The organism is Thermoflavimicrobium dichotomicum, assembly GCF_900114055.1.
Lineage (GTDB): Bacteria > Bacillota > Bacilli > Thermoactinomycetales > Thermoactinomycetaceae > Thermoflavimicrobium > Thermoflavimicrobium dichotomicum.
Genome location: NZ_FORR01000012.1, coordinates 74,244 through 100,506, shown reverse-complemented (window position 1 = coordinate 100,506; position 26,263 = coordinate 74,244). Strand labels below are relative to the sequence as shown.

The following is a 26,263-nucleotide window of genomic DNA, read 5'->3' as shown; positions in this document are numbered from 1 at the left end:
TTATAGAAAGAGGTAATTTTATATGAAAAAAAGATCCGAAATCATCTTTCCGCTAGACGAAGGTGCGAATTTAAAAAACTACGAAGAAACAAGAGAGTCTTTTGATTGGAAAGAGATCGAAAAACACTTTACATGGAGTTCTACCGGTAAAGTAAATATTGTTTATGAAGCCATTGACCGGCGTGTCGATGAGGGTGCTGGAGATCAAATTGCGTTATATTTTACCGATGGAAACCGTGATGAAAGCTACACATACAATCAGTTAAAAGAGCTTTCTTGTCGTTTTGCAAACGGTTTAAAGAAATTAGGAATCAAAAAAGGGGATCGCGTGTTTCTTTTCATGCCAAGAAGCCCTGAGCTGATTATCGCCATGTTGGGCATTGTTCGAATCGGTGCCATTGTTGGTCCTCTTTTTGAAGCCTTTATGGAAGAGGCGGTAAAAGACCGTCTCCTGGACAGTGGAGCCGTGGCTGTTGTTACGACTGACCAACTACGAAAGCGCATTCATGATTCAGAACTACCACAATTAAAACATATCATCGTATTAGGGGAAATTTCCGATTCTTCCAAAGAAGTTTCTTACAATAGCTTATTAAACCAGTCTGACGCCTATACGATTGAGTGGGTGGATAAAGAAGATGGTATGGTCTTATTTTACACGTCCGGTTCTACCGGTAAGCCCAAAGGCATCCTCCATGTTCATTATGCCATGGTTCAGATGTATGTTTCCGGCAAATATGTTTACGATCTGCGCAAAGGGGATGTGTATTGGTGTACTGCTGACCCTGGCTGGGTAACAGGAACATCAGCCGGCATCTTTGCCCCTTGGCTAAACGGAGTCACATCGGTTTGCCGCGGTGGTCGTTTTAAACCTGAAGATTGGTATGCGACATTGGAGAAGTATAAGGTCAGTGTTTGGTTCAGTGCACCAACGGCCTTTCGAATGCTGATGGCTCAAGGAAATGACCTTCCCAAGAAGTACGATCTAAGTTCTCTGCGCCATATTCTGTCTGCCGGTGAACCGTTAAATCCGGAAGTGTTTTATTGGGGATTGGATGTCTTGGGTCAGCCTATTCATGATAACTGGTGGATGACAGAAACGGGTTCTACCATCTGTGCGAACTATCGAAACATGCCGATTCGCCCCGGTTCAATGGGTAAACCTCTGCCTGGTGTGGAAATGGCCATTGTTGATGATGAAGGAAATGTATTGCCTCCGAAGCGGATGGGGAACCTGGCCATTAAACCCGGCTGGCCTTCGATGATGCGCAAAGTTTGGGGAAATGAAGAAAAGTATCAGTCATATTTTCTCAATGGCTGGTTTATTTCAGGCGATTCGGCCTATCAGGATGAAGATGGATATTTCTGGTTCGAGGGCCGTGTCGATGATGTCATTAACACTTCAGGGGAACGCGTAGGTCCTTTTGAGGTTGAAAGCAAACTCGTCGAACATCCTGCCGTTGCAGAAGCAGGAGTCATCGGAGTTCCCGATCCCGTTCGTGGCCAAATTATTAAAGCATTTATCACACTTCGGGCAGGATATGAACCAAGCGAAGAACTAGCAAAGGAAATTTCCCAATTTGTCAGACAAAGATTAGCCGCGCACGCTGCTCCGCGTCAGATAGAATTTAAAGAAAAACTTCCAAAAACCCGTTCAGGAAAAATTATGCGACGCGTTTTAAAAGCTTGGGAATTAGGCTTGCCCACTGGAGATTTGTCTACCCTTGAGGATTAGAGGTGAATAAAAATGATTCTGAGAAGCCTGGTGATTCATCTATTGGATGATTAGGCTTCTTTCTTTTATCCTAGGGAATTTTCGGAATTAAACGGCATCAGCTGCCTTTGCTGGATGCCCTTGTTTGCCGTACCTTTCAGAGCATATCAATCGAATTGCGTGATAATGTAATAAGACCTGACAAATACAATCATAAATAAACAGAATTAATATATTCCTTATTAAAATTTATATATTGACATATGTTGATATATAGTTCATATTATGAAGAAAAAAATATAAAAGGAGGAAGCAATTTGAATTTTATTGAGAAAGCTGGAAGATTTATGGGAAACACATTCCCGATTTGGGTCTTATTAATCTCTGTTTGTGCTTTTTATCGTCCAAACGCCTTTCTTTGGATTAGCCCTTATATTACTTTGTTATTGGGAATAGTGATGTTTGGTATGGGTTTAACCTTATCTGTGGATGACTTTAAAGAAGTATTTCGCAGGCCCAAGGAGGTAGCCATTGGCGTTGTTGGCCACTTTATCATCATGCCTCTTGTTGCATTTATCCTGGCCATCGCCTTACATTTGCCGCCAGATGTAGCGATTGGGGTTATTTTGGTTGGAAGTTGCCCGAGCGGGACGGCCTCCAATGTAATGACTTTTCTGGCGAAAGGAGATGTCGCCCTGGCTGTATCAATCGCTTCGATCTCTACCATCCTCTCTCCTATTGTTACTCCATTTTTAATCGTCTTATTTGCACAAAAATGGACTAAAATCAATGCAGGGGATCTCATCTGGTCCATCGTTCAAGTTGTAATCATCCCTATTGTATTAGCGTTAATTGTCAAAGCATTCTTTAACAAACAGGCAAAGGCCAGCGAAAAAGCATTACCACTTGTATCTGTCATTGCCATCATGGCCATCGTGTCCGCAGTAGTAGCTGGAAGCCAAGCAAAACTTGCGCAGACAGGACTCATGATTTTCGCTGTTGTGATTTTGCACAATGTATTGGGCTTTTTACTAGGTTACCTGATGGCAAAACTTTTCAAAATGGACCTTGCCAAGCGAAAAGCTGTTACAATGGAAGTTGGTATGCAAAATTCCGGACTCGGTGTAGCGATTGCGATGGCGAACTTCACCCCGTTGGCCGCTGTTCCAAGTGCTATTTTTAGCGTCTGGCATAATATTTCGGGTTCGATCTTGGCCACTCTATTCTCACGGATGAAAGAGAAAAAGTAACATAAAATAATGAACCCGTACCACTTTATTGTGATACGGGTTATTTTTTGGGATTCAACATTTATTGATACCCTTTTGGGTCAAATGATTTTAGGCGGGGTAGAAATAGCAAAGCTCGATTTTGAGTCACACATTCTACTTTTTAGTAACGGGTTTACTTGTAAGGTGCAAAACGTAAAATAACATTATATTTTTCAACACAAATCGCAGATAATACAAGAGTAAATTCACAATACAATTCACACAAAAAGAGCTTGGATATTTTACCAAGCTCTTTTTCATTTCTTGTTATCTATGTTCTTTTTAATTAAAGCTACTTTATTATCCTTTAGTGTCTTCGTCATTTTTGTATTCTAAAATATCCCCAGGTTGGCATTCTAATGCTTTGCAAATTGCATCTAAAGTTGAAAGCCTAATTGCTTTTGCCTTTCCATTTTTCAATATAGAAAGGTTAGCCATTGTTATTCCAACCCTCTCCGAAAGTTCTGTTACGCTCATTTTCCTTTTAGCCAACATCACATCAAGATTGATTATAATCGCCATTTTATTCACCTCAGACCGTTAAATCATTTTCTGATTTTATATCTATGGCTTCTTGTAACAGCCTTTGGAGAACAGCAGCAAAGACTGCAATAATCGTTGAAGCAAAAATAATGCCCAATCCGATTAGCATGATACCTGGGGCGTCTTCTAACTTCGCAACGTTATAGAAGAATGGCAAACCTGGCACATACAAGATACTGATTGTGATTGCACAGTATTTTATATTCTTTAAAGCCTTTACAGATAATTCCGAGAAAGCTTTGTTCTTGTCAATATAACTTAAAAGTTTAAAAGCCTGATACAGAGCGAAGAAAAATGGTATCGCCGATACATACATAACAATTAAAAAGCCATATAGTACATAAGCGTACTCCGAATTACTTTCTGCTGCTTCTTTAGCTAACATAGGCAACCCAAATATACATAAAGCAAGAACTGGAGTTCCGATAATAAAAACAGCTATTTTTAAAAACAATGTTGTTCCTTGTTTCATAAAAAGCACCTCTCCTATTTATTTTCAATTTGATTTTAACAGGGTATTTATCGATTTGCAATAAATTCTTATCGACTTTAATTATATTGTTGTTGTTTTACAAATATCCTTTTAATTTTAGACAAAAATAAAAAATTGTTTGCACCTCTGAAGTAAACCCGTTCTAACCATCATAATACATAAATAAATTAGCCCGCATAGTTAGTTACGATTATTTAACTAACCTGCTCCGTTAGTTGAAGAATAGAGGATATTCAAAACCTACTCTAATTCACCTATAAACCAAATCTCTCCTTCATATGTGTCCCCATTTTCATCAGTTATAATTTCTTTAAATCCCTTAATGAACCCCGTTTGTCCAGACATTTAAGCAACATTTGAAGTTATAGATTGTCGAAACTCTTTAGGGGATAAATATCCCAAAGAATGTGGTCTCTCATCATTGTAGAATTTTATAGTTTGATCAATGTCATTTTTAGCTTCCAAGAAGGAAGAATATTCTTGGAACCAAACCGTTTCTTCTTTCAGGGTACGAAACCAGCGCTCAATATAAGCGTCTGCGTCAGGATTGTTGTATCCCGTTCTCTCTTGCTTAAACCCTGTATCTTTCAGTGCTTTCATAAAGTGGCGACTCGTCATTTGACACCCATTGTCACTCCTAATTGTGAGACCTTTTTCTTGTGTACCAAAGGTAAATCGGTTGTTTAGCGCCTGATCAACAGTAAAAAGAAACTCATCAGTGCGACAGAATCATAAGAATTTGTATCCGACAATCTCCTTGTCATATGCATCAATAACCGCAAAGAGATAGCCCCAGCCATCTTGACTACACCAGATTTTTGTCATGTCCACTTGAAAATGCTCATTGGATCGTGAGACAGGGATCTTTCCGATTTTCTTTTTCCGTTTGGCCTGGTAATGTGCTGGTTTGCTTAGCAAACCAAGCTCTTTCATGATCCGGTACACTCTTTTATGATTCACATTGATGCCATACTTTTTCTTTAACCAGATACGAATCCACCGATATCCATTGGTTGGGAACATTCCACAAAGCTCTTGAATCTTTTGACGAAGCGTTGCTTCGTCATTCTGTACACGCTTTTTTGGCTCTTTCTCTTTTATTAGCTCGTATCCATAGGTGCGGTTCATACGAAGGGTCTTCGTAATTTGTGGGACCGAATACCCTTCTTCTACTAAGGTTTGCACGAGCTCCCGAGTGCTTACTTTCGGCCCCAGTTCGTCTTTTTTCGGAGAATCTCAATTTGCATGGCTTGCTCACCAATCAGAGCCTTGGCTTCTTTTAACTCTTTTTCCAGTTCGCCTTCTCTATTAGATAGACCGCTAGACAAGGCAGATAGTCCACCTTGAATAAAAGACTCTCTCCACTTGTAATATTGTGGTTGTAATATTCCGTATTCTCTGCATACAGCAGAGATATTTGCTCCTGGTGCCATTCCAGCTAACACAATCTCCATTTTCTGTTCAGCTGTCCATTTTCTCCTTCCCATTAAAAACGACCCCTTTCTTCTTCCTCAATTATAACTTAAACTTTGTCTGGAAGATTATGGGGTCATTATAAACAATACAATAGCAATTGCATAGAAAGCTAAGGGGTTTTCTCGTTCGCATTCGGATAAATCATAAAAAATATTCCACTAAACACAAATAATGCCCCTATACCATGGGTTATTGTTAATTGTTCATTAAAAAATACAGTTCCCATAACAGTTGCAGATATAGGCATAACATTGATAAAAACAGATGCTGTTGATGCCCCAACATTTTGTATACCTCTATACCACCAGACAAAGCTGATAGCAGAAACCATAACAGCTACATATAGTACGCTTAACCATACCTCCCACCCACTGCCTTTTATTGAATCCAAAGAGGTATAGTAAATAGCTAAGGGAGATAACAATATCGTTCCGAAGCCTGTTGCATAGGTAGTTGCGGTTAATGGACTGTATTTTTTCATTACAACCTTTCCAATCACTGAATAAATACTCCAACTTAGACAGGCAGAAATCAAGACCAAATCAATCGGAGCAAATTCAAGTTCTAAAATAACACTCAATTGTCCATTCGTTATGATATATAAAGCACCAAATAAAGCCGTTATCACTCCAAGTATATCCTTCCAGTTTATTTTCTCTTTCAAGAAAACAGCTGAAAATAGCGTGATTAAAGGAGCATTTACAGCGATAACCAAAGAACTTTTTACAATAGGTGCAAATTTAGTGGCAATAAAAAAACAAACATTATACAAAAAAATCCCCGTAAGACCAAGCAACAAAAACATTCCCCAATCCTTTTTCGTCGGAACTGGTTGTTTCGGTTCTTTCCACCACATCAAAGGAAACAAAATCAGGCTTGCTCCAAAAAAGCGGAAAAAGGCGACTGTGACTGGATGTAAGCTTTCAGTTGCAATTTTCCCCGCAACAAAAGCCCCGCCCCATATGGTTGTAGTAAAAAAAAGAAGAGCATAGGTTTTTATCTTGCTTGTTTGCATTAAAAGCCCTCCCTCATCCCAAGGTCAATTTGTTGTTTCAACAAGGGATTTGTAAGTATGATATAACAATAATCATACTTTATAAAAAAACAAGAAGATCCCGACTTGAATTTTATCACAATAAAAGAAGAACAATTGGTTTTAGTTGCGAAACCAGACCAGAATTTGGTTCAATTCGGCAAAAGGATAAGTGGTGAAAAGTTAATTATGGCGGATCTTACCGGACTTGCGAGAGAGAAAACGCCCTCCCTCGTCGACGCTCGCTTTCATTCCTGTTCTCTTGCTCGCATTCTATAAATAAAAAGGATTTCGGAAAAAATAAACAGAGTTTGTCAAGACTGAGGAGGGTGAACCCGGTGAATCAACACATAAGCGGACAATTGATTTCAGGTGAGTTTCATTCCGATACAAACGAGTTGGTTATAAAACAAATCAGAAACATACCTGTAGAATCAGTTTGGAATCAAAAGCAAACAGAGGAAATGTATCAGACATTGAATACCATAAAAAACAGTCATGAAGACTCTCTGATTGTTTCCGTTGGGATGCTTCCTATACTTCTGAACCGCCAGGAAATTGAACAACTACATCAGGAATTGCAAGACATTATCACTTTTGTAAGGAAAAATCAATAAATTAGCTTACAACCACCCCATCCAGCCGCACCGGAAATTTTGTAGTCTGTGGGACCGAATTCGCCTCTTTTGCAAGGGTTTACACGAGCTCTTGCCTTCGGTCCCGATTCGTTTTTTTCTTCAAAAAGGTTTGTAAGAAAAGGCTTAGATGGATCGGACATACGAAAAGTCAAAAATCCTCCTACGTCTAATGCTCGCTCTCATCCAAATATGCCTAAGATTTTTCGATTTTAATTTTCATAATAATATTTCATCTACTTGATTGATAGAAAAGCTGTTAATATATCTAAAGCAACATAGAGTCGGATCGATTACATCAGGAGGAATATATGGAAAGTTTTCAGGTCGAGTATGATCATGTGGATGCTGTCCACCTGCTTTCAATCAAACTAACCCGATTTTTATCTCAAAAAGCCTTTCTTTCTTCCAAACTTGTTTGTCTTTGTATTGGTACAGATCGAAGTACGGGCGATTCGCTGGGACCATTGGTAGGAACGTTTCTATCAGAAGCAGACGAATCAGCAATCATCATTTATGGCACCTTAAGTAATCCGGTTCATGCAATGAACCTGGATCAGATCATAAACAACATCAAACATGCCCATCCCTCTTCTTACATTCTTGTTGTTGATGCTTGCCTGGGAAAATATAAAGACATCGGCTTAATCAAAGTCGGAAATGGCCCTTTAAGTCCTGGTAAAGGATTGAAAAAGAATCTACCTGAGGTTGGAGATTTCTATATAAAAGGCATTGTAGATATGATGGGGACAAATGGAATGTACATTCTGCAAAGCACTCGACTCCATCTTGTCTACTCCATGGCCAAAGTAATTTCCTCTGGAATTCTTAAAGCGGTCGATCAGTTGAAATCCTCCAAAGAATAGAAACATAAAGCAGCTTCCTGACTCACAACCGAGACAAGAAGCTGCTTTTTTATTACCAGGCAGCCACTTCCCCGTCAGTACGCGGTTCAGTGCCACCCACCAAAACTCCATTGTCTTGTTTCAAAATGATCTGCCCTCGGCCAAATGCCCCGTTATCTGCAGCAATGCGAATGTCATGACCACGTCGAATCAAAGATTGAACAATATGGTCCGGAACGCCTCTTTCCACTTCCACTCTTTTATCTTCTAACCACTGCCATCGTGGTGCGTCCAAAGCAGCTTGTGGATTGAGGTGAAAATCAATCATATTGGACACCACTTGCAAATGCCCTTGTGGTTGCATATATCCACCCATCACACCAAATGGGCCAACAGGTTGACCTTCATTGGTAATAAAGCCAGGAATAATGGTATGATAGGTCTTCTTACCCGGTTGTAAACAGTTAGCATGATTTCGATCCAGCGAAAATGTAAGTCCACGATTTTGCAAGCTGATCCCTGTGCTTGGCACAACCAAGCCTGAACCAAAGCCATGGAAGTTGCTTTGGATATAAGAAACCATATTCCCTTCGCAATCTGCTGCAGCTAAATATACCGTACCACCACTTGGCAGCTTCCCGGCTTCTGGAAGCAGGGCTTGTTCGCCTATTTGTTTACGACGAATCTCAGCATAGCTTTCAGATAGAAGGTCTTCAACTTTTACATTCATATATTTTGGATCTGTGATATATTTCTTTCCATCCACAAAAGCCAGTTTTAACGCTTCAATTTGTAAATGGTAGGTACGTTCAACTTCCTTCTCAATCAGTTCAAACCCTTTCAGGATATTTAAAGCCATAAGAGCAACAAGTCCTTGCCCATTCGGTGGAATCTCCCAAATATCGTATCCACGATAGTTGACAGAAATGGGATTCACCCATTCAGGTTGAAAGGAAGCTAGATCCTCCAGAGATAAATAACCCTCATATTTTTTTGCAAAAGCCACAATTTTTTCTGCAATCTCACCCTGATAAAACGAGTGGGCTTTTGTTTCAGCAATGGATTGTAACGTTTCAGCATGACCTCGTGAACGCCAAATTTCTCCTGCTTCTGGTGCCCTTCCTTCCGGTGCAAATGTTTCAAACCAATGAGCAAATTCAGGTCCTTGTAGTACCCGTCTATAATGCTGATACGCTTTTTTCCAATACTTGCTTACCGTCGGTGAGAGAGGGTATCCTTCTTCCGCATAGCGAATGGCAGGTTCCAACACCTTGGTCAGTGGAAGCTTCCCGAATCTTTCGGAAAGCTCTGCCCATGCCGCTGGAACTCCTGGCACTGTAACAGGTAACCAGCCATAATGAGGGATTTCCTTGATTCCTTTTTTCTCCAGTTTTTCAATACTGATACCTTTTGGAGCAGGTCCACTGGAATTGAGTCCATGTAATTTTCCGTTACACCACACCAGAGCAAATGCATCGCCGCCAATTCCGTTGGAAGTAGGCTCAACGACGGTAAGAGCTGCAGCTGTGGCGATTGCTGCATCAATGGCATTTCCTCCCTTTTTTAACATATCCAAACCAGCTTGTGCTGCCAAAGGGTGTGAAGTAGCGACCATTCCATTTTTGGCATATACCGGCATACGTTGGGATGGATAGGGATTGTGTAACGCGTGAAATTTCATTTTGCTCCTCCTTAATAATATCCATTGAAGATCATGCTACCTTGAGTACTCAATGTGGTATACTGATACCAAACGCCCAAAATTCTTACAACAGTGAAACTTTCGCCCGTTCGTAGCTAACAGGTGAAATGGGTGAAGTAAGATCTTTAACAGTTTTTGGGTGTTCTGAGGTGAAAACATATGAACAAACTAAAATCCCCTTATTTTCTTTTAATTCTGGCGAATCTCATTTGGGGAGGCAACTTTGTAGTAGGAAGAGCAGCAGCAAATTATTTACCTGCTTTTACCTTTTCATTTTTGCGATGGTGTATTGCTTTTATTATTTTCTTACCCTTTATCTGGAGAAAAATCAAAGAAGAACGCCAGATACTTATGCAGCATAGAGGCACTCTTTTGCTTATGACCATTTCAGGTATTGTTGGTTATAACACCTGCTTGTATTTTGCCTTGCATTATACGACATCCATTAATGCTTCTGTAGTGAATTCTACAACACCTCTCATTATCGCTATCTTGTCTTTTTTAATAATTAAGGAACGCTTAAACATAATCCAAATGATAGGAACCATTTTATCTATCATTGGCGTTTTATTTATTCTTTCCCAAGGTTCAATGCAAACTTTATTCGCTTTTTCTTTTAACATAGGAGATTTGCTAGTGATAATTGCCGTGATGTCGTGGAGTTTTTATTCTGTTATTGTAAAGAAATATGCTGGCATTATACCAAAATACAGTTCATTTTGTATTACCATGTTTATCGGCATCATTTTATTATTGCCTTTAAGCATTTGGGAACTTCAACAACCTGAAACAACCATTACCTGGACACCTTCTTTGATCTTTATACTCTTATTCGTCGGCTTTTTTGCTTCCATCATTGCTTTTTTATCCTGGAATACAGCCGTAGAACAAGTTGGAGCTTCCCGAGCAGGTGTATTCTTAAATTTAATTCCTGTCTTTGCTTCCATATTTGCGATTATTTTTATTGGTGAAACTTTAACATGGTATCAAGCAATAGGTGGAATCTGCGTGATTATTGGTGTTCTGGTATCTGCAAAACGTGTAAAGACAGTAAAAAATAAGGACACTTTGCTAGACAAAAAGGTGAGAACTGACAGTTTTTAAAATTAGCCAAGATGGATGGTGCCAACTTATTCATCAAACGACCATAAAACATGTTAATAAATCTGTTTTTCATGCTTGGTTGCATTTACCTATTTGAATGTTTTAAACAGAATAATGTTAGTAAAGGACAGAGGAAATGAAGTGGTTAAAGGATTGGACATGGTTTGAAAGAATATGGCTAATCTCTTTTACTTTGATCACCTTATATTTATCCTATGTATGGAAAGATAGTTTAATAGGTGTCATTAGTTCATTAACAGGGATGTTAAGTGTCGTTTTGGTTGCAAAAGGAAAAATTTCAAACTATTATTTCGGAATTATTAATGTCTCTTTATATGCTTATCTCTCTTATCAACAAGGTTTTTATGGCGAAGTTGCCTTAAACGCATTCTATTTTCTGCCCATGCAATTCTACGGTCTATGGGTTTGGCGAAAGAAAAAAGTCCAGAATGAAGCGTTTGATGTTAAAGTAGCCGTGATGACGAAAAAAGAAAAATGGATTTGGTCCATTGTGACCATTGTTGCCACGCTTATCTGTGGTATGATCTTACAACTTATCAAAGGGAATCTCCCTTTCATTGATGCCGCTACAATGGTCCTGCAAATGATCGCGATGTGGTTCATGATTAAGCGATTCAAAGAACAATGGCTATTATGGATTCTTGTTGACATCCTCTCGATCGGGATGTGGTTTCATGCTTTTATAAAAACAGGAAATGATGTTTCTGTATTAATGATGTGGGCTGCCTATCTATTCAATGCTGTCTATGGCTATTGGAACTGGAATCGGGCGGTAAAGAGAGAAGTGAGCGTATGAAAAAAGTAGGATTTTTTGGAGGAAAATTTCTTCCGCTTCATATGGGACATGTTTATGTAATAACAAAAGCGGCATGTATGGTCGAAGAGTTATATGTTATTTTGAGCTATAGCAAGAGTAGAGACTCTTTACTCTGTCAAGCTGGAAGAATCCCTGATCTCCCTCATTCCGTACGCCTGCAATGGCTAACCACTGTAACCAGGGATATGGAAAACGTAAAAGTGTTAGCAGTAGAAGACGATGCACCTAGTGATGAAACTTATGATTGGGAAAAAGGGGCGTATGAGATAAAAAAAGCGATTGGTAAACCGATTGATGTGGTCTTTAGTTCCGAACATTCCTATGATCCCATCTTCAAACGATTATACCCCGACGCTGAACATGTAGTCATTGATTCTGACCGGTCTCATTATCCTGTTTCGGGAACAGCCATCCGCAAACATGGCCCCTACCGGTATTGGGATTATATTCCAAATGCAGTGAAGTCTTACTTTGTGAAAAAAGTTGCCATCGTAGGGACTGAAAGCTGCGGGAAATCTACCTTGACCCGATATCTTGCGCAAATTTATGGCACCACTTATGTAGAAGAATATGGGCGAACCATTTGTGAAGAAATCGGTGGCTGTGACGGTATCATTAACGAGGAGCATTTTAAAGAAATCGTATTTGGACATAAATATATGGAATACCAAAAAGTAAAAGAAGCCAACAAAGTTCTTTTTATTGATTCAGAAGCAGTAGTGAGTCAATACTATGCTGAATTATATTTGGGTTATCCATGTTCCTGGATTGAAGGAGCCATTTTAGCACAAAATTATGACTTGTATCTCTATCTGGAACCAGACGTACCGTGGATTGACGATGGTTTTCGTGTTCACGGGGATGAAAAGATAAGACAATGCAATAATGAAAAGCTCAAGCAAATGTTTCAGGAAAGAAATATTCCCATTGTGACTATTCGTGGTTCTTATCTAGAACGACTGGAGCAAGCGAAACGAGCGGTAGATCAATTACTTTTTGGTTAGAATGAGTTTCGTCAACCACAGGACGATAAGGAACTGGATTCGCTCGGAATTGTATATTGGTGAAGTTTGATCCATTACGTTGAGGCTCCTGTATAGAGGTACGTTACTGCCTATGCCAATTAGGTCTTCATTTCTCTTTGAAATTTGGACACAAAATAACCGGCCCCCTGTATGCTAAGGGATGGCCGGCTTGTTGTTTAGGCAATAAGTATGTAGTATCAATGCTCGTTTTGTGAAGTGAATAGTCGAATACCTAATCCGATCAATATCGCTCCATTGACACTCCACACGGCTGAAGCCGTGGGATTCTTGGGTCGTTAGCGTCCGCAGTCCGTTTCCGTTTTGGACAACGCCCAAGTTCAGGGGTGTGTCATCACCCCGTCCTGCAGTTCTACGGCACTAAGCCGCATGTACCCACATGGGCGGCATACCTGTTACCAGTACGCTAGGCTACTAACCCAGAAATGGCTTTGGCTATATTGATCGCTCCATTCAGATCAGCATGGCAGGTATAACCACACTTTTTGCATCTGAATTGGATGCCATTTCGATTCGCTTTTTCACGATGACCACATTTACAAGTTTGACTGGTGTAGTCCGGTTTAACCAATTCAAAGCGAATCCCAGCCATTTCAGCCTTGTATTTAATCATTTCTTTTAACTGGTGGAAAGCCCATGAATGAAGGTTTCTGCCAGCTTCTTTTTTAGACTTTGCTCTATTTCGAATATCCGTCAAATCTTCCATACGAATCATGCCAACACCGTTGGCAAGTGCATGGTCGATAATTTGACGGCTTATTTTATGTCCGAAGAATTCGCAAATGGTTCAGATGCGAGAATTCCTGGCGAAGTTTTCTGGAAGTCACCCCTTTCAATTTCTCCATCATATCTGATGGAGAATCAGTTGGAAGACAATTAAAGTATAAATGACAGTGGTCGTACATTACTTCGATTGATATGATATTCCACTGATTTTCCTTGCAGATTTGCTCTACGATTTCTTCAATCGCTCTTCTACTTTCTTTACCAGTACCTTACGGCGATATCTGGGACAAAAAACAAAATGATAGTGAATCAATGATACAGTCGTTTTTGTTCTTCTATACTCTTGACTCATACTATAATTGTGTCAACTTAATATTCAAAATGCAACAAAAAAGTAAAAAATTGTTGCTCTAAGTTTCCCCATAAAGGGGATACCGAGCAACGCCACCTTTCATCCCACAGCTAAAGCCAGTGGGCTTTCAGGCGGCATTTCTATAAAGGACGATTGTACAAGCTCTCGGTTTAATTAGGACTGATAATCTACAAATGCTTCCTCTGTTATTTTCACTCTAAAACTACGGTTATTCCCTACCTTTTTATTATTCCGATAATAATCCGCAGGAAAATTAGATATCTCTCTTGTCTTTCAAAATCGCTATAACACACTCTCTTTCAGTAATTACAAACTCATTACTTGTTTCTTGAAAAGATATATCTTTATGGAGCTCATTTAATTTGTTTTTTAGTGATTGTAAAGGAGGCAGTTCCTGAGCATATAAATTAAGATGGCGAATCTCATAACTTTGTGCATCTACATGCATTTCAACTCTAATAATATCCTCATTTGTTCGTTCAATCTTATGCACACTAAATATCTTCTTTTCTTCATTGAATTCTAGATAAGAACCAAATAATGCCGCTAAGACGTCATAAGATGGATTTCCTCTTTTAAATATGTCTACTAGCTCTAGTATAAGTTCATCTAATGAACATTCTTCAAACTTTCTCATAAGCAATCCTTGTGAATCATCCTCCAACCAACTCTGAATTGGGTTTTCGCTAGCATATCTATCATCTATGAAGTTTGGGATCCAAGGCTTTTTATAAAGAAACTCCCTATTCATTTCCATCACCTTTATTTTTTATAAAAATTTTGGTGTGGAGGTAGCGAACGTCGATTTTGGGGTCATTTGCCAAAAAATGAAAAAAGCTATCAGAAGGAAACAAATAGTCCTTCTTCATTCCATTAAAGGACCATATTGTTGAATAAAATGATCACTTTGTTGAAAAACACACAATAATAATCATGCTTCATGGAAACAAACGTGTGTTTTCCCTTTGACCTTCTAATTAAATATTGGGGTGGTTACTTTAAGATTAGATGTGAAATAATACTGTTCTAACAGAGCATAAAATGACCGGATTTAAGTAAATCTCATTGTTAGAATTTGATTAAGGAGTGAGCTATATGGCATTGGTTGAATCGTTGCAAAAGGCGATAGACTACATGGAAGAACATTTAAAGGATCATATTACGATAGAAGATATAGCGAAACAAGCCAATGTATCTCCCTTTCACTTTCAACGTACATTTATGATTTTGACCGGTATATCTGTGGGAGAATATCTTCGGCGACGCCGTTTAACATTAGCCGCTCAAGAATTGTCTACTACAAATTGCAAAATCATTGACCTTGCCCATAAATATGGCTACGACACTCCTGAGTCTTTCTCAAAAGCTTTTCGTAAACAGCATGGTGTAACCCCAAGTGAAATGCGAAAAGGGATTGGAAAGTTACATTCCTATAACCGTTTGACTATACAGGTAAATCTGAAAGGAGCAGATCCAATGAAATATAGAATTGTAGAAAGAGATGCTTTCCAAATAGTAGGTATTAAACAGGAATTTTCATGCGTTACCGAGGAAATGGATGCTGTTATTCCAAAACTTTGGGATGAAGCTCATAAAAGCGGAACCATTGATTTATTAATTCAATTAAATAACGGCCAAATTAGTGGTCTATTAGGTGTGATTGTTGACTTTAGTGGACAGAAAAACGTAATGGAATATTGGATCGCTACAGAATACATTGGCGGCGTGCCAGATGGACTATCGCGCTTTGAAATACCCGCATCCAAATGGGTTGTATTTGAAGTTCGAGGCCCAGTGCCAGACGCTATAAAAAAATACATGGAAACAAATTTTTTCAGAATGGTTCCCATCTAACAGCTATGAGCATGCTGGTACAGCATCACTTGAAGTATATAAAGAATCTGATCCTACCAGACCTGATTCATATTCTGAAATTTGGGTTCCAATAAAATAATCATGAACTTGTGAAGGGGAATCATTATGACACTAAATGATAATACCAAGGAAAGCGACCTTCCGACCGATTTAGCCAAGCCAGCAAGACGGGCACTCGAACGGGCTGGTTACTTGCGACTTGAGCAGTTCACCAAGCTTAGTGAGGCCGAGGTCTTGCAGTTACACGGTATAGGCCCAAAAGCGATGGATCAAATCCGTCGGGCTTTAGCCGCCAAGGGCCTATCGTTCGCCAATGGCTCATAAAGCGTGTTTATCCATTGAGTGAGAAGTTTAGTTAAGTCCAGATAAATACTCTGTTTCATGCCAACTAAGCTTTGCAAATAACCATCAGTAAAAAGAACTCGAACGTTTTTTCAAGAAGCAGAATGACCATCCACGCTTCAAAAGCAGGAAAAATTCAGTTCAATCCTACACAAGTCAATGTGTAAACCAAAACATCAAAATAGATGGAAACAAAATCAGACTACCCAAGTTAGGATGGGTAAAGTTTGCCAAATCGAGAGAAGTGGAAGGAAAGATTGTTTCTGCCACGATCCGGCGCAATCCATCCGGAAAATATTTTGTTTCCATCCTGTGTGAAATGAACTACTGCCCATATAAACCCACCCATAAAGAAAAAGCCATTGGAATGGATCTTGGCTTGAGAGATTTCGCAATCCTCTCTAATGGTGAAAAAATCAATGCGCCTAAGATTTTCAGAAAGTACGAAAAAGAGTTGGCCAAATGGCAACGAAAAATGTCACGCCGTCAAAAAGGGGGAAGCAACTGGAACAAGGCCCGGATCAAGGTGGCCAGAATCCATGAAAAGATCGTCAATGCAAGACATAACTTTCTACATAAACTGTCAACCAAACTGATTCACGAAAACCAAGTGATCTGTTTGGAAGACTTGCAAGTGAAAAACATGGTAAAGAATCACAAGCTGGCAAAATCGATTACAGATGCATCGTGGTCTGAGTTTGTAGCCATGCTGGAGTATAAGGCGAATTGGTTTGGAAGAACCATTGTTAAAGTGGGTAAAGCATTCCCATCCAGCCAGCTATGCTCCCAATGTGGACATCGCCATAAAGAGGTAAAGAACCTCAATCTAAGAGAGTGGAAATGTCCTGAGTGCCAAACTCGCCATGATCATGACATCAATGCATCCATCAATATCCTGCAAGAAGGTATGAGACTCATTGCCGATGGACTGTCGGCCTAAGCTTGGTAAATTTCTCTTCGGTAGAAGAGATTACCCAAGAATCCCCTGCCCTTTAGGCATGGGGAGAGGTCAAATGGAGTTTCGAGGCTAAAATAACTAAGCCTTCAATGGGATATGCAACATCTTGGTGGGCATGAAAATATTCCGTTTCAACTATTACACCACCATCTGGTTCTATTTCCCCACTAGTTATTGCACAACTTAAACATTCAACCTCAACTGTTTTTCCATTCGACAAAGTGATTTTTCTCATAATTCCCTCCTAGTCACCTTCTTCTTGAATGAAATGGAAAGAAGGTGATGCAATATTAGAATAGAATTATTAATAGATAAGGAACAAGCTAAACTGGAGGGTGTTTTTCATAAAGTGCTGATAAATCAAACGAAATCAACATTAGATATTGGTATTGCGCTTCTGGATGATACAGGTGCTGTCCTCTATGAAAACGCTAACATCAAAAAGTGGTTCAGTCATACAGAATCAATAGAAAATCAATTCAAACAGTTTTTCCCCAAGCATCGAATTTCTAAAATCCTCTCTTCCGATCAATCCGTGCACTGGAGGATCGCATTAGAAAGCATGGAGTTAGAATGCCAGGTACATCCTTATCCCTGTTCTATACATCCTGAACAAGTTCTCTTATTGATCGCCTATGATATCACTCCCTTTAAAAAGATCCAGGAACAGCTGGCTGAAGCCAAGGCAACACGAGATGAATTGGATGCAATCATTCAAAACTCTTATGATGCAATTTACATTACTGATCAAAATGGAATAACACTTAAAACAAACGATGCCATTGAGCGCTTAACTGGCATTCCAAAAGAATATTATATTGGCAAAGATCTTCGTTATCTTGAAAAAAGAGGAATTGTCCAAAAGTCTGTGACATTCGAAGTCATGAAGCAAAAAAAGCCGGTGACTGTGATTCAAGAAAATGCGTTAGGAAAAGTTATACTGATTACAGGCAGTCCTGTTTTTAACGAACAAGGAGAAATTATTCGGGTTGTCACCAATCTTCGTGATATCTCCGAATTAAACCGATTGCGAGAAGAGCTGTTGCAACTGCGTCAATTTCATGCCGGAGATGAACCGATTGTGGTTGCGAGTAAAGAAATGAAACAAATCATGGAGCTGGCCAAGCGAGTAGCTCAAACAGACACTACTGTTCTTCTTCTGGGAGAGTCAGGGGTAGGAAAAGAGGTAGTGGCACGGGTCATTCATCGAAATAGTAAACGATATGAAAAAGGTTCATTTATCAAGGTGAATTGTGGTGCAATTCCTCAGGAGTTACAAGAGTCAGAACTATTCGGATATGAATCAGGCGCTTTTACAGGTGCCAGAAAAAATGGAAAAAAAGGCATGTTTGAATTGGCACATGAAGGAACACTGTTTCTTGATGAAGTTGGAGAGATGCCTTTACACTTACAGGTAAAATTGCTACGAGTCTTGCAGGATCAAGAGTTTTACCGTGTAGGTGGAACGAAACCGGTCAAAGTCAATGTACGAATTATTGCTGCAACCAATCGAAATTTAAAAAACATGGTCAAAGAGGGCAAGTTTCGTGAAGACTTATATTATCGTCTCAACGTCGTTCCGATTGAAATCCCCCCGCTACGGAAACGCCCAGAAGATATCTCGCCTTTAATTCAATTCTATCTCGATAAATTTAATCGGAAATACCAGACCAACAAAAAATTGAATAAGGAAACACTAGAGGCTTTAAAGAATTATCCATGGCCAGGAAATATTCGAGAGCTTGCTAACCTGATCGAACGGCTATTGGTCATCATTCCTGAGCATGAAATCAAGCCTGAACAACTTCCCAATCTGATGGGGGTAAACATTCTTGCACATAAAGAGAAGATTCAAGAGCCAAATCAAAGTCAATCCATTATTGATTTGGATGAAATCGAACAGGCAGGCGGTTTGCAAGCAGCATTGGAACAGCTGGAGCAACAGATATTGAAAAAGGCTTATGAGCGATATCACAGTTCTTATCAAGTAGCCAAAAAATTAAATATCAGTCAATCCACCGCTATTCGTAAAGCACATAAATATGGGATTCATGTGAATAAAAAAGATTAGAATGGATATCGTTACAAACATTATAATTGGTAAAAACATTGGGGCAGACTCTTAAGCTTAAGAGCTGCCCCTTTTGTTCTACCTCCATAAATTTTCAACAATCGTGGTGATCCCTTGTCCTCCTCCAATACAGAGTGTTACTAATCCATAGCGGGAATTGCGTTTAATCATTTCATGCACCAATTTCGTCATCAATATGGCACCGGTTGCACCAAGTGGATGTCCCAGAGCAATGGCTCCCCCATTTACATTTACTTTCTCCAGTCCCAATCCCAGTTCTTTCATTACAGCCAAAGCCTGAGCGGCAAATGCTTCATTTAATTCAATCAGATCAATATCCTCAAGACGAAGCCCCGCCATTTTCAGAGCCTTGTATGTTGCCGGAACTGGACCAATCCCCATAATCTCTGGAGAAACACCTGATACTGCCTGGGCAATGATTCTCGCTTTTGGTTTCAACCCTCTTCGCTCTGCTTCATCTTCGGCCATCATTAATACAGCAGCGGCTCCATCATTCCGTCCACTCGAATTACCCGCTGTAACGGTTCCGCCTTCCTTGAAGACCGCTGGAAGTGTAAGCAGTTTTTCGACGGAGGTCATTCGTGGGTGCTCATCCACTTCAAAACGAATCGTTTCCTTTTTTCCTTTGACTTCATATGGAACAATTTCATCTTGAAACTTGCCAGATTGAATCGCATAGCTTGCTCGACTTTGACTTAGAAAAGCAAACTCATCCTGTTCTTTTCGACTGATTTGATATTTTTCGGCAAGATTTTCAGCAGTCAATCCCATCGTTAAGTGCTTTCCGTAAATCTCTGGTGGTTGTGAACGAGGTTGACTTTCGGTATTTGGATCCAGCAGTTCTCCATTTCCCGCTTTTAAGCCAAAGCGAATCCCACGGATATAGTATGGAGCTGTACTCATGCTTTCAGCTCCTCCAGCCACAATGATATCCGCCAGTCCGCACTGAATTTGTTGAGCAGCGTTATTGATGGCCTGTAACCCTGACCCGCATTGGCGGTGCACCGTATACCCTGGTACTTCTACGGGCAAACCGGCCCGAAGAAGGGCCACTCGAGCCATATTTGGCGCATCCGTGCTTTGTTTGGCCTGTCCCATAATCACTTCGTCCACTTCTTTGCCTTCGATGTTGGTTCGTTTTAGCACTTCATCAATCACCTTGGCAGCCAAGTGATCCACTTCTACATTCTTTAACGTTCCACCCATCCTTCCGATCGCTGTACGAACTGCATCGACAATAACCACTTTTCTCATTTTTCAATCCCCTCCATTATTTATGCACCCAGATATGCTTTGCGAAGCGCTTGATTATTTAGCAACTCTTGTCCTGTTCCTTCCAGGACAATCTGACCATTTTCCAAAACGTAACCCCGATCAGCCACTTCCAAGGCTTTCGTGGCATTTTGTTCGACGATGAGAATCGTCACTCCTGAGTCACGGATTTGACGAATAAAGTCAAAAACCCACTGAACCATAATGGGTGCCAGCCCCAGAGTAGGTTCATCTAACATGAGCAACTCGGGCTTGGCCATTAACCCTCGCCCAATGGCCACCATTTGTTGTTCTCCGCCACTTAAACTTCCTGCCTGCTGTTTTTTTCTCTCTTGCAAACGGGGTAACATCTCGTAAATCTGGTCAAGCGTTTTTTGTCGGTCTAAACGGGCGCGTTTCGCATAGGCACCCATTTCCAGGTTTTCTTGAACCGTCATGGTTGGAAAAAGCCGCCGACCTTCAGGTACGTGAATCAGTCCCATTTCTGTTCGCTGATGGGCAGGGATTCCTGTCAAATCATTTCCTTGGAACTCTATTTTTCCTTCGACTTTCAGAACCGTTCCCGAGATACTTTTCAAAATAGTCGATTTCCCCGCTGCATTCGCTCCAACGATCGCAACAATCTCTCCGCGTTGTACATGAAGAGAAATCTCTCTCAATACTTGTATCTCTCCATAGAAAGAGTTGATATTATGCAAGTGTAACATCCTTGAACTCACCTCCCAGATAGGCTTGGATCACCTCTGGATTACGGGTCACTTCTTCTACCGTTCCCTCTGCAAGTTTCCGACCTTGTTGCAGTACCAGAATTCGGTCACATAAAGCCATCACGGCTGACATCACATGCTCAATCATGCAAATGGTCATATTTTGTTCGCGATTCAAATAGCGAATAACTTCGATCATATCCTGTACTTCTCTGGGATGTAGACCTCCCATCACCTCATCAAGAAAAAGCAGTTGGGGCTGAGTTGCCAAAGCACGAGCGAGTTCGAGTTTTTTCTTCAGCCCCACCGGAAGTGTTTGGGCTATTTCATCTTGGTAAGGTGTTAACTCGAGCAAATCCATGATTTGTCGAGCAACTTTTCTTGCTTCTTGAAAAGTGTTATGTTTGGGCAAAGCACCCATTAATACATTTTGCTCTACTGTTAAACCACCAAATGGTTTTACCATCTGAAAGGTTCTTCCTATTCCGAGTGCAGCAATTTCATGTGTTTTTTTGCCTGATATGATTTGGTCGTGAAAACGAATCTCGCCTTCATCCAGCGCCAGATTTCCCATGATAAGATTGAAAAGGGTTGTCTTTCCAGCTCCATTCGGTCCAATAATCCCAAAAATTCCGCCTTTCTGAATTTCGAAACTGACATGATCCACCGCAATCAATCCACCAAAACGTTTCACCACATTTTTTACACTAAACATGGACGACCCCTTTCTTTCGTTTGGCTACGACTTGTTTGAACCATGGAACAATCCCTTGCGGGATGAAAAGAACGACGATCACCAGCAGCAAACCGTAAACCAATGCTTGAATTCCGCCATGAGCCCCACCCAAAGTTGCTCGTAATAACGTTCCCAGCAAGGTGATCAGGATCGCTCCAAAAATCGGCCCCCCTGCTGTTCCAATGCCCCCAATAATCGCCATTAAGGCAATTTGAGCAGATAAATGAAAGGAAAACTCGTGAAACGGTTCCACAATCCCAACATATTGTGCATAAAATGTCCCACCAACTGCTGTTAAAGCACTGCTAATTGTCATCGCAATCAATCGAACTTTTACTCCATTTATTCCAAGAGCCAAAGCTGCCTGTTCATTTTCTCTCAGTCCAACCAGATAGTATCCAAAATGGGAACGATTCAACCAAAGCGATAAGAAATAAACGATTGCTAACAATCCGAGAGCAAGATAAAAGTAAGTCACCCGATTGTCAAATACCATGTTGATGAAACCTGGACGGTATGGAACAGGAATCCCCGCTGAACCATGGGTTACCTCTTGCCAGTTAATCGCAATAATCATCAATACTTCCGTTACCGCAATGGTACACAAGGAAAAAAAGGGACCATGCAATCTCAGTGTCACAATTCCGATAAAAAGTCCGAACAGGCCAGCCAGTAACGCTCCCACAATCATCCCAATCCATGGAGAGACCCAATAGTCTACGAACAAAATCGTGGAAGTATATGCCCCGATTCCAAAAAAGGCTGCGTGTCCAAGTGACAATAACCCACCATATCCGCCAACGATGTTCCAGGAACAAGCAACAAATCCCCATAAAGCCATTAAAATCATCGTATCCAATATAAAAGCTTGATCCTGAAACAGGAGAGGTAACACCAGTAGTAACAGAATCCCCACCAGACCATTTCGTTTCCCTTTACTGTTTACAAGTCTCTGCATCATTCCAAGGCCTCCTCTGCAGCGCCTTCTTTACCAAACAACCCATTCGGACGCAAAATCAATATCAGGATGAATACACAAAAGTAAACCAGTTGTTTCATCGATGGGGCAATAAAATAACTGCTCATCGTCTCAATTAGCCCAATCAACAATCCCCCCACTACAGCACCTGGCAGACTGCCTAACCCTCCAAGTACTACAACCACAAAAGCGATTAAAACAAACTGTTCACCAACCGTTGGATAAACGGAGTAAATGGGGACCATGAGCGAACCGGCTATCCCTAAAATCCCGATGCCGATGCCAAAAGTAAGGGCATAAATTTTCTGAATGGATACCCCCATCAAAGTAGCGGCAAATCGATCCTGGGCAGCTGCACGAATGGCTTTTCCTGTATAGGTGTAATACAAAAAGATAAACAGAAGAATCGTAATAATCCCAGCCACAATGAAGGCAATGAATGATGGAAAGCTAATATGGATCGGACCCATATGAATCACTTTCGTTGAAACAGGATGGTTGATTGAACGGAAATCAGCGGAAAACAATACGAGGGCCATGTTTTGGAATGCAACAGATAATCCAATAAATGAAAATATTTGTACTACATGGGGACGTGAAATCGTCCTGCCTACAATCGTTTTATAAATAATCAGACCAAGGATAAACAGGGCAGGTGTAACGATCAACAATGATAGATAGGGATTCAAACCAAAGAGCTGATACAAGAAGAAAGCACCAAACATACCCAGCATAAGAAAGTCACCATGAGCAAAGTTCACAATCTTCATCACACCGAAAACCAAAGTCAAACCAATACTCACAAGAACATAAACGCCACCAAGCAAAATCCCTGATATCAACAATTGAAGAAAAATATCCATGGCTTCACCATCCTAATCTATTTTCGTTCGTTCCATTTCGGCAGTGGTATATAAATCGGTTTGGTAAGTGCAAACTTTTCAGGATACACAGCGAGTAATTTGCCATTCTGCCATTGCATCACGGTCATCTGTGCCCGCGTGTTTTGCCCATTCTGATCAAAGTGAATGCCCCAACCTACAGGAGTTGATCCGATCGGCAAGTCCAGGGACAGTGCTTGTTGACGTACTTTTTCCGGATCCGTCGTTCCTGTTTTTTGCAAAACTTCGTTAAAGAGAATGTACGCAGAGGAAAAAGCCACTTTGGCAATCAGATCCGGTTTCTTGCCAAACTTCTTTTGAAAGCGCTTAAAAAATTCTTCATTGATTTGCCTTGCTTCAGGTGTTAACGCATGGGTATTCAGTAACATCGCACTGGAAGTATCCAGCACGCCGTCTGCGTCCTTGCCAAATGCATCACCAAAATTATCTGTACTCTGTCCGGCGCCATTGGCTATTATTACCTTCGGCACATACCCCAACTGTTTCGCCTGTTTTAAAAAAAGTTGTGCGTCGTTGTTGTACTGAACTACATCGAGCACATCCGGGTTCCATTTTTTCAGTTGTAAAATGATGGATGTCATATCATTGGTCGTTTTCGCATTATACTTTAACTCCCCGATGATAGGCATCCCTGCTTTTTGGGCAGCTTTCCTGGTTGCTTTGGAGACCCCGTGTCCAAAGTCACCATCTTCATGTAGCAATGCAATCCTTAATTGAGACGGTTTCTTGCCAAGCTTGGGGCTGACTACCTTTTCCAAAAATTCAATGGATGCAGGACCGTAAGAGCTGGCGTTCGGATTGGGTCGAAAAACATATCGGTAACCGCGTCCTGTCAATCTTGGATCCGTTGCGGCTACTTCCCACAGTATCACTTTGTTTCTCTCCGTTATTTCGGAAGCTGCCATTGCCAAAGGACTTCCATAAGCACCAACAATTGTTTTTACATTTTCCATGGTAATCAGGCGATTGACTTCATTGACTGCAGACGTGACATCGGGTATATCCACTTTTACCAATTCAATTTTTTTAGCATGGGGCCGCTCATTCACAATGTCTTTGGCAATCTCGATTCCATTTGTACAAGCTTGTCCAATTTTTGCCAGGCTACCGGATACTGGAAAGGCCACACCTACCCTTAATGTATCTTCTTCCGAAGCCATGCTTGAACAGCCCGCCATGAAACTGGTTGCCAACAGGATCGCCAGGCATAATCGAGTGAATCGCTTACCGAACATTTTTGTCTCCCCTTTTACCCCATCGATTGTTTATTTGTTAAATATTCAGTTCTATTCACCATCCGAAAATGATCAGATATTTCATAATGAGCAGGTGTGATTTGTTTCAATTGATCGAGAGTCAGATCATCGACCAATTCTTCCAGGACCATCTGATTATCAATAAAACGAAAAACAGCATATTCCGTAATCAACACATCGGCTTCTCCTTTGGCCGTCAAAGGAAACGTACATGCAGGCAAGATCTTCGGTTTTCCATCAGAAGTTAGATGAGTAGAAACCACAATCACTGTACGAGCACCCACAATTAAATCCATGGCTCCTCCAACTCCCAGCACATCCTTTCCAGGAACGGCCCAATTGGCAATATCCCCGGACTGACTGATTTGCAATGTTCCAATCACCGTCTTGTGGATATGCCCTCCGCGCATCATGGCAAAGGATAACGAGGAGTCAAAGTATGAGGCTCCGATTTGTTCCGAAATGGGTAACTTGCTTGCATTAATTAAATCAGGGTCTTGGGATTCAGTGGGAGGAGTCGGTCCAACACCCAGGATTCCGTTTTCTGATTGCAAAAACACCTGTCGATCCTTGGGGATATAATCCGCAACCAGGATCGGAATCCCAATCCCCAAGTTCACAATATCCCCACTTTCCAGTTCTTGAGCCGCTCTCCATGCAACATAATGTCGTGGATCCATCATGAGGATGCCTCCTTTTGTACCACCACATCGACAAACACATGAGGAGTTACAATTGCTTCCGGATCCAATTCTCCTACTTCTACCACCTCATCCACTTCCACAATCGTTAAATCTGCAGCCATCGCCATGAGTGGATTAAAATTACGGGCAGTCTTATAGTAAACCAGATTGCCGTAACGATCCGCTTTATAGGCCTTAATTAGTGCGACATCTGCACGAAGACTCCGTTCAAGCACATACTCCTTTCCATCAAATATGCGTGTTTCTTTTCCTTCAGCCAACAAGGTGCCTGCAGCAGTTGGTGTATAAAACGCTGGAATTCCACTTCCGCCAAGCCGGATCGCTTCACTGAAAGTACCTTGGGGAAGCAACTCCACTTCCAGCTTTCCTTCCCGCTTGTACCGGGAAACGTCTGGATTACTGGTAAAATAGGTACCGATTGCTTTTTTAATCCGGTTATCCAGCAGCAATTTCCCAAGCCCTTTCCCCTGTTGGCCTACATTGTTGCTGATCACCGTTAAATCCCGTACCTCTGTTTCGAGCAATGCCTCCAGAAGAGACAACGGTTGGCCGGAGAGACCAAATCCCCCAACCATGACCGTTGAACCACTTGGCACCAAGGCAACAGCTTCCCGTGCTGTCATGAATCTTGCTGGCATTTGCTC

25 protein-coding genes and 5 pseudogenes are annotated in these 26,263 nt (G+C 40.9%); 11 read left to right on the top strand and 19 right to left on the bottom strand.

Features of this window, described 5'->3' with window-relative positions; genetic code table 11:
• Positions 1–22: 22 nt before the first annotated feature.
• Positions 23–1,735, top strand: coding sequence for an acetate--CoA ligase (acsA, locus tag BMZ78_RS12455; RefSeq protein WP_093230724.1), 1,713 nt, complete (start codon positions 23–25; stop codon positions 1,733–1,735).
• A 296-nt stretch (positions 1,736–2,031) separates the two neighbouring features.
• The gene (locus tag BMZ78_RS12450; protein ID WP_093230722.1) at positions 2,032–2,964 is read left to right on the top strand and encodes a bile acid:sodium symporter family protein; all 933 of its coding nucleotides are present in this window, start codon (positions 2,032–2,034) and stop codon (positions 2,962–2,964) included.
• A gap of 321 nt (positions 2,965–3,285) precedes the next feature.
• Here BMZ78_RS12450 and BMZ78_RS12445 read toward each other — a convergent pair whose 3' ends face one another.
• From BMZ78_RS12445 to BMZ78_RS12420, 6 genes are all read right to left on the bottom strand, one after another.
• Positions 3,286–3,507, bottom strand: a complete 222-nt coding sequence (locus BMZ78_RS12445) for a helix-turn-helix domain-containing protein (RefSeq protein ID WP_093230721.1) — start codon at positions 3,505–3,507, stop codon at positions 3,286–3,288.
• Positions 3,508–3,517: 10 nt separating this feature from the next.
• On the bottom strand, positions 3,518–4,000 hold the full coding sequence (locus BMZ78_RS12440; RefSeq protein ID WP_093230719.1) for a DUF2975 domain-containing protein: 483 nt from the start codon (positions 3,998–4,000) through the stop codon (positions 3,518–3,520).
• Between the two features lie 366 nt (positions 4,001–4,366).
• On the bottom strand, positions 4,367–4,621 hold the full coding sequence (locus BMZ78_RS12435) for an integrase core domain-containing protein (RefSeq protein ID WP_139203316.1): 255 nt from the start codon (positions 4,619–4,621) through the stop codon (positions 4,367–4,369).
• A gap of 129 nt (positions 4,622–4,750) precedes the next feature.
• Positions 4,751–5,206, bottom strand: coding sequence for an IS3 family transposase (locus BMZ78_RS12430; protein WP_093230716.1), 456 nt, complete (start codon positions 5,204–5,206; stop codon positions 4,751–4,753).
• Positions 5,207–5,220: 14 nt separating this feature from the next.
• Positions 5,221–5,508: a transposase gene (locus BMZ78_RS12425; protein WP_093230715.1), complete on the bottom strand. Its 288-nt coding sequence runs from the start codon at positions 5,506–5,508 to the stop codon at positions 5,221–5,223.
• A 98-nt stretch (positions 5,509–5,606) separates the two neighbouring features.
• Positions 5,607–6,512, bottom strand: a complete 906-nt coding sequence (locus BMZ78_RS12420; protein WP_093230713.1) for a DMT family transporter — start codon at positions 6,510–6,512, stop codon at positions 5,607–5,609.
• A 356-nt stretch (positions 6,513–6,868) separates the two neighbouring features.
• Between BMZ78_RS12420 and BMZ78_RS12410 the strand changes: the two genes are divergently transcribed.
• Complete coding sequence (locus tag BMZ78_RS12410) at positions 6,869–7,147, top strand: hypothetical protein (RefSeq protein ID WP_093230710.1); 279 nt, start codon at positions 6,869–6,871, stop codon at positions 7,145–7,147.
• 329 nt (positions 7,148–7,476) lie between these two features.
• Entirely contained in the window at positions 7,477–8,031 is a 555-nt protein-coding gene (gene yyaC, locus BMZ78_RS12400) for a spore protease YyaC (RefSeq protein ID WP_093230707.1), read from the top strand.
• A 52-nt stretch (positions 8,032–8,083) separates the two neighbouring features.
• Here yyaC and BMZ78_RS12395 read toward each other — a convergent pair whose 3' ends face one another.
• Complete coding sequence (locus BMZ78_RS12395; protein ID WP_093230706.1) at positions 8,084–9,691, bottom strand: gamma-glutamyltransferase family protein; 1,608 nt, start codon at positions 9,689–9,691, stop codon at positions 8,084–8,086.
• A gap of 180 nt (positions 9,692–9,871) precedes the next feature.
• Here BMZ78_RS12395 and BMZ78_RS12390 point away from each other — a divergent pair, with 180 nt between their 5' ends.
• The 3 genes from BMZ78_RS12390 (at position 9,872) to nadR (ending at position 12,658) form a co-directional block, all read left to right on the top strand.
• Entirely contained in the window at positions 9,872–10,816 is a 945-nt protein-coding gene (locus tag BMZ78_RS12390; protein ID WP_093230704.1) for a DMT family transporter, read from the top strand.
• A 136-nt stretch (positions 10,817–10,952) separates the two neighbouring features.
• Entirely contained in the window at positions 10,953–11,633 is a 681-nt protein-coding gene (gene pnuC, locus BMZ78_RS12385) for a nicotinamide riboside transporter PnuC (protein ID WP_093230703.1), read from the top strand.
• On the top strand, positions 11,630–12,658 hold the full coding sequence (gene nadR, locus BMZ78_RS12380) for a multifunctional transcriptional regulator/nicotinamide-nucleotide adenylyltransferase/ribosylnicotinamide kinase NadR (protein WP_093230701.1): 1,029 nt from the start codon (positions 11,630–11,632) through the stop codon (positions 12,656–12,658). Before pnuC ends, nadR begins: the two co-directional genes overlap by 4 nt.
• A gap of 445 nt (positions 12,659–13,103) precedes the next feature.
• Here nadR and BMZ78_RS12375 read toward each other — a convergent pair.
• From BMZ78_RS12375 to BMZ78_RS12365, 3 genes and pseudogenes are all read right to left on the bottom strand, one after another.
• Positions 13,104–13,463: pseudogene (locus BMZ78_RS12375) on the bottom strand (RNA-guided endonuclease InsQ/TnpB family protein); the annotation flags it as partial.
• A gap of 28 nt (positions 13,464–13,491) precedes the next feature.
• Positions 13,492–13,775: pseudogene (gene tnpA, locus BMZ78_RS12370) on the bottom strand (IS200/IS605 family transposase); the annotation flags it as partial.
• 274 nt (positions 13,776–14,049) lie between these two features.
• Positions 14,050–14,547, bottom strand: a complete 498-nt coding sequence (locus tag BMZ78_RS12365) for a hypothetical protein (protein ID WP_093230700.1) — start codon at positions 14,545–14,547, stop codon at positions 14,050–14,052.
• A 344-nt stretch (positions 14,548–14,891) separates the two neighbouring features.
• Here BMZ78_RS12365 and BMZ78_RS12360 point away from each other — a divergent pair.
• From BMZ78_RS12360 to tnpB, 3 genes and pseudogenes are all read left to right on the top strand, one after another.
• A pseudogene (locus tag BMZ78_RS12360) lies at positions 14,892–15,750 on the top strand (AraC family transcriptional regulator).
• 26 nt (positions 15,751–15,776) lie between these two features.
• Positions 15,777–15,995, top strand: coding sequence for a helix-hairpin-helix domain-containing protein (locus BMZ78_RS12355; protein ID WP_093230698.1), 219 nt, complete (start codon positions 15,777–15,779; stop codon positions 15,993–15,995).
• Positions 15,996–16,095: 100 nt separating this feature from the next.
• Positions 16,096–16,953: pseudogene (gene tnpB, locus BMZ78_RS12350) on the top strand (IS200/IS605 family element RNA-guided endonuclease TnpB); the annotation flags it as partial.
• Between the two features lie 73 nt (positions 16,954–17,026).
• Here tnpB and BMZ78_RS12345 read toward each other — a convergent pair.
• A pseudogene (locus BMZ78_RS12345) lies at positions 17,027–17,206 on the bottom strand (HIT family protein); the annotation flags it as partial.
• Between the two features lie 114 nt (positions 17,207–17,320).
• Here BMZ78_RS12345 and BMZ78_RS12340 point away from each other — a divergent pair.
• The gene (locus BMZ78_RS12340) at positions 17,321–19,042 is read left to right on the top strand and encodes a sigma-54 interaction domain-containing protein (RefSeq protein ID WP_093230697.1); all 1,722 of its coding nucleotides are present in this window, start codon (positions 17,321–17,323) and stop codon (positions 19,040–19,042) included.
• A 78-nt stretch (positions 19,043–19,120) separates the two neighbouring features.
• Here BMZ78_RS12340 and BMZ78_RS12335 read toward each other — a convergent pair whose 3' ends face one another.
• The 8 genes from BMZ78_RS12335 to BMZ78_RS12300 are packed head-to-tail and all read right to left on the bottom strand — an operon-like array spanning position 19,121 to position 26,257.
• Positions 19,121–20,317, bottom strand: coding sequence for a thiolase family protein (locus BMZ78_RS12335; RefSeq protein WP_093230695.1), 1,197 nt, complete (start codon positions 20,315–20,317; stop codon positions 19,121–19,123).
• Between the two features lie 20 nt (positions 20,318–20,337).
• A complete protein-coding gene (locus BMZ78_RS12330; RefSeq protein ID WP_093230694.1) occupies positions 20,338–21,042 on the bottom strand; it encodes an ABC transporter ATP-binding protein in 705 nt (234 codons plus the stop codon).
• The gene (locus BMZ78_RS12325) at positions 21,026–21,757 is read right to left on the bottom strand and encodes an ABC transporter ATP-binding protein (RefSeq protein ID WP_093230692.1); all 732 of its coding nucleotides are present in this window, start codon (positions 21,755–21,757) and stop codon (positions 21,026–21,028) included. Before BMZ78_RS12325 ends, BMZ78_RS12330 begins: the two co-directional genes overlap by 17 nt.
• Positions 21,750–22,739 (bottom strand): branched-chain amino acid ABC transporter permease, encoded by a 990-nt coding sequence (locus BMZ78_RS12320; RefSeq protein WP_093230691.1) that lies wholly within the window; start codon positions 22,737–22,739, stop codon positions 21,750–21,752. The genes BMZ78_RS12325 and BMZ78_RS12320 overlap by 8 nt, the downstream gene beginning before the upstream one ends.
• Entirely contained in the window at positions 22,736–23,620 is an 885-nt protein-coding gene (locus BMZ78_RS12315; protein WP_093230689.1) for a branched-chain amino acid ABC transporter permease, read from the bottom strand. Before BMZ78_RS12315 ends, BMZ78_RS12320 begins: the two co-directional genes overlap by 4 nt.
• Before the next feature lie 17 nt (positions 23,621–23,637).
• Positions 23,638–24,894, bottom strand: a complete 1,257-nt coding sequence (locus BMZ78_RS12310; RefSeq protein WP_093230688.1) for an ABC transporter substrate-binding protein — start codon at positions 24,892–24,894, stop codon at positions 23,638–23,640.
• Positions 24,895–24,908: 14 nt separating this feature from the next.
• Entirely contained in the window at positions 24,909–25,598 is a 690-nt protein-coding gene (locus BMZ78_RS12305; RefSeq protein ID WP_341849639.1) for a 3-oxoacid CoA-transferase subunit B, read from the bottom strand.
• A complete protein-coding gene (locus BMZ78_RS12300) occupies positions 25,595–26,257 on the bottom strand; it encodes a CoA transferase subunit A (RefSeq protein WP_093230686.1) in 663 nt (220 codons plus the stop codon). Before BMZ78_RS12300 ends, BMZ78_RS12305 begins: the two co-directional genes overlap by 4 nt.
• Positions 26,258–26,263: the final 6 nt, after the last annotated feature.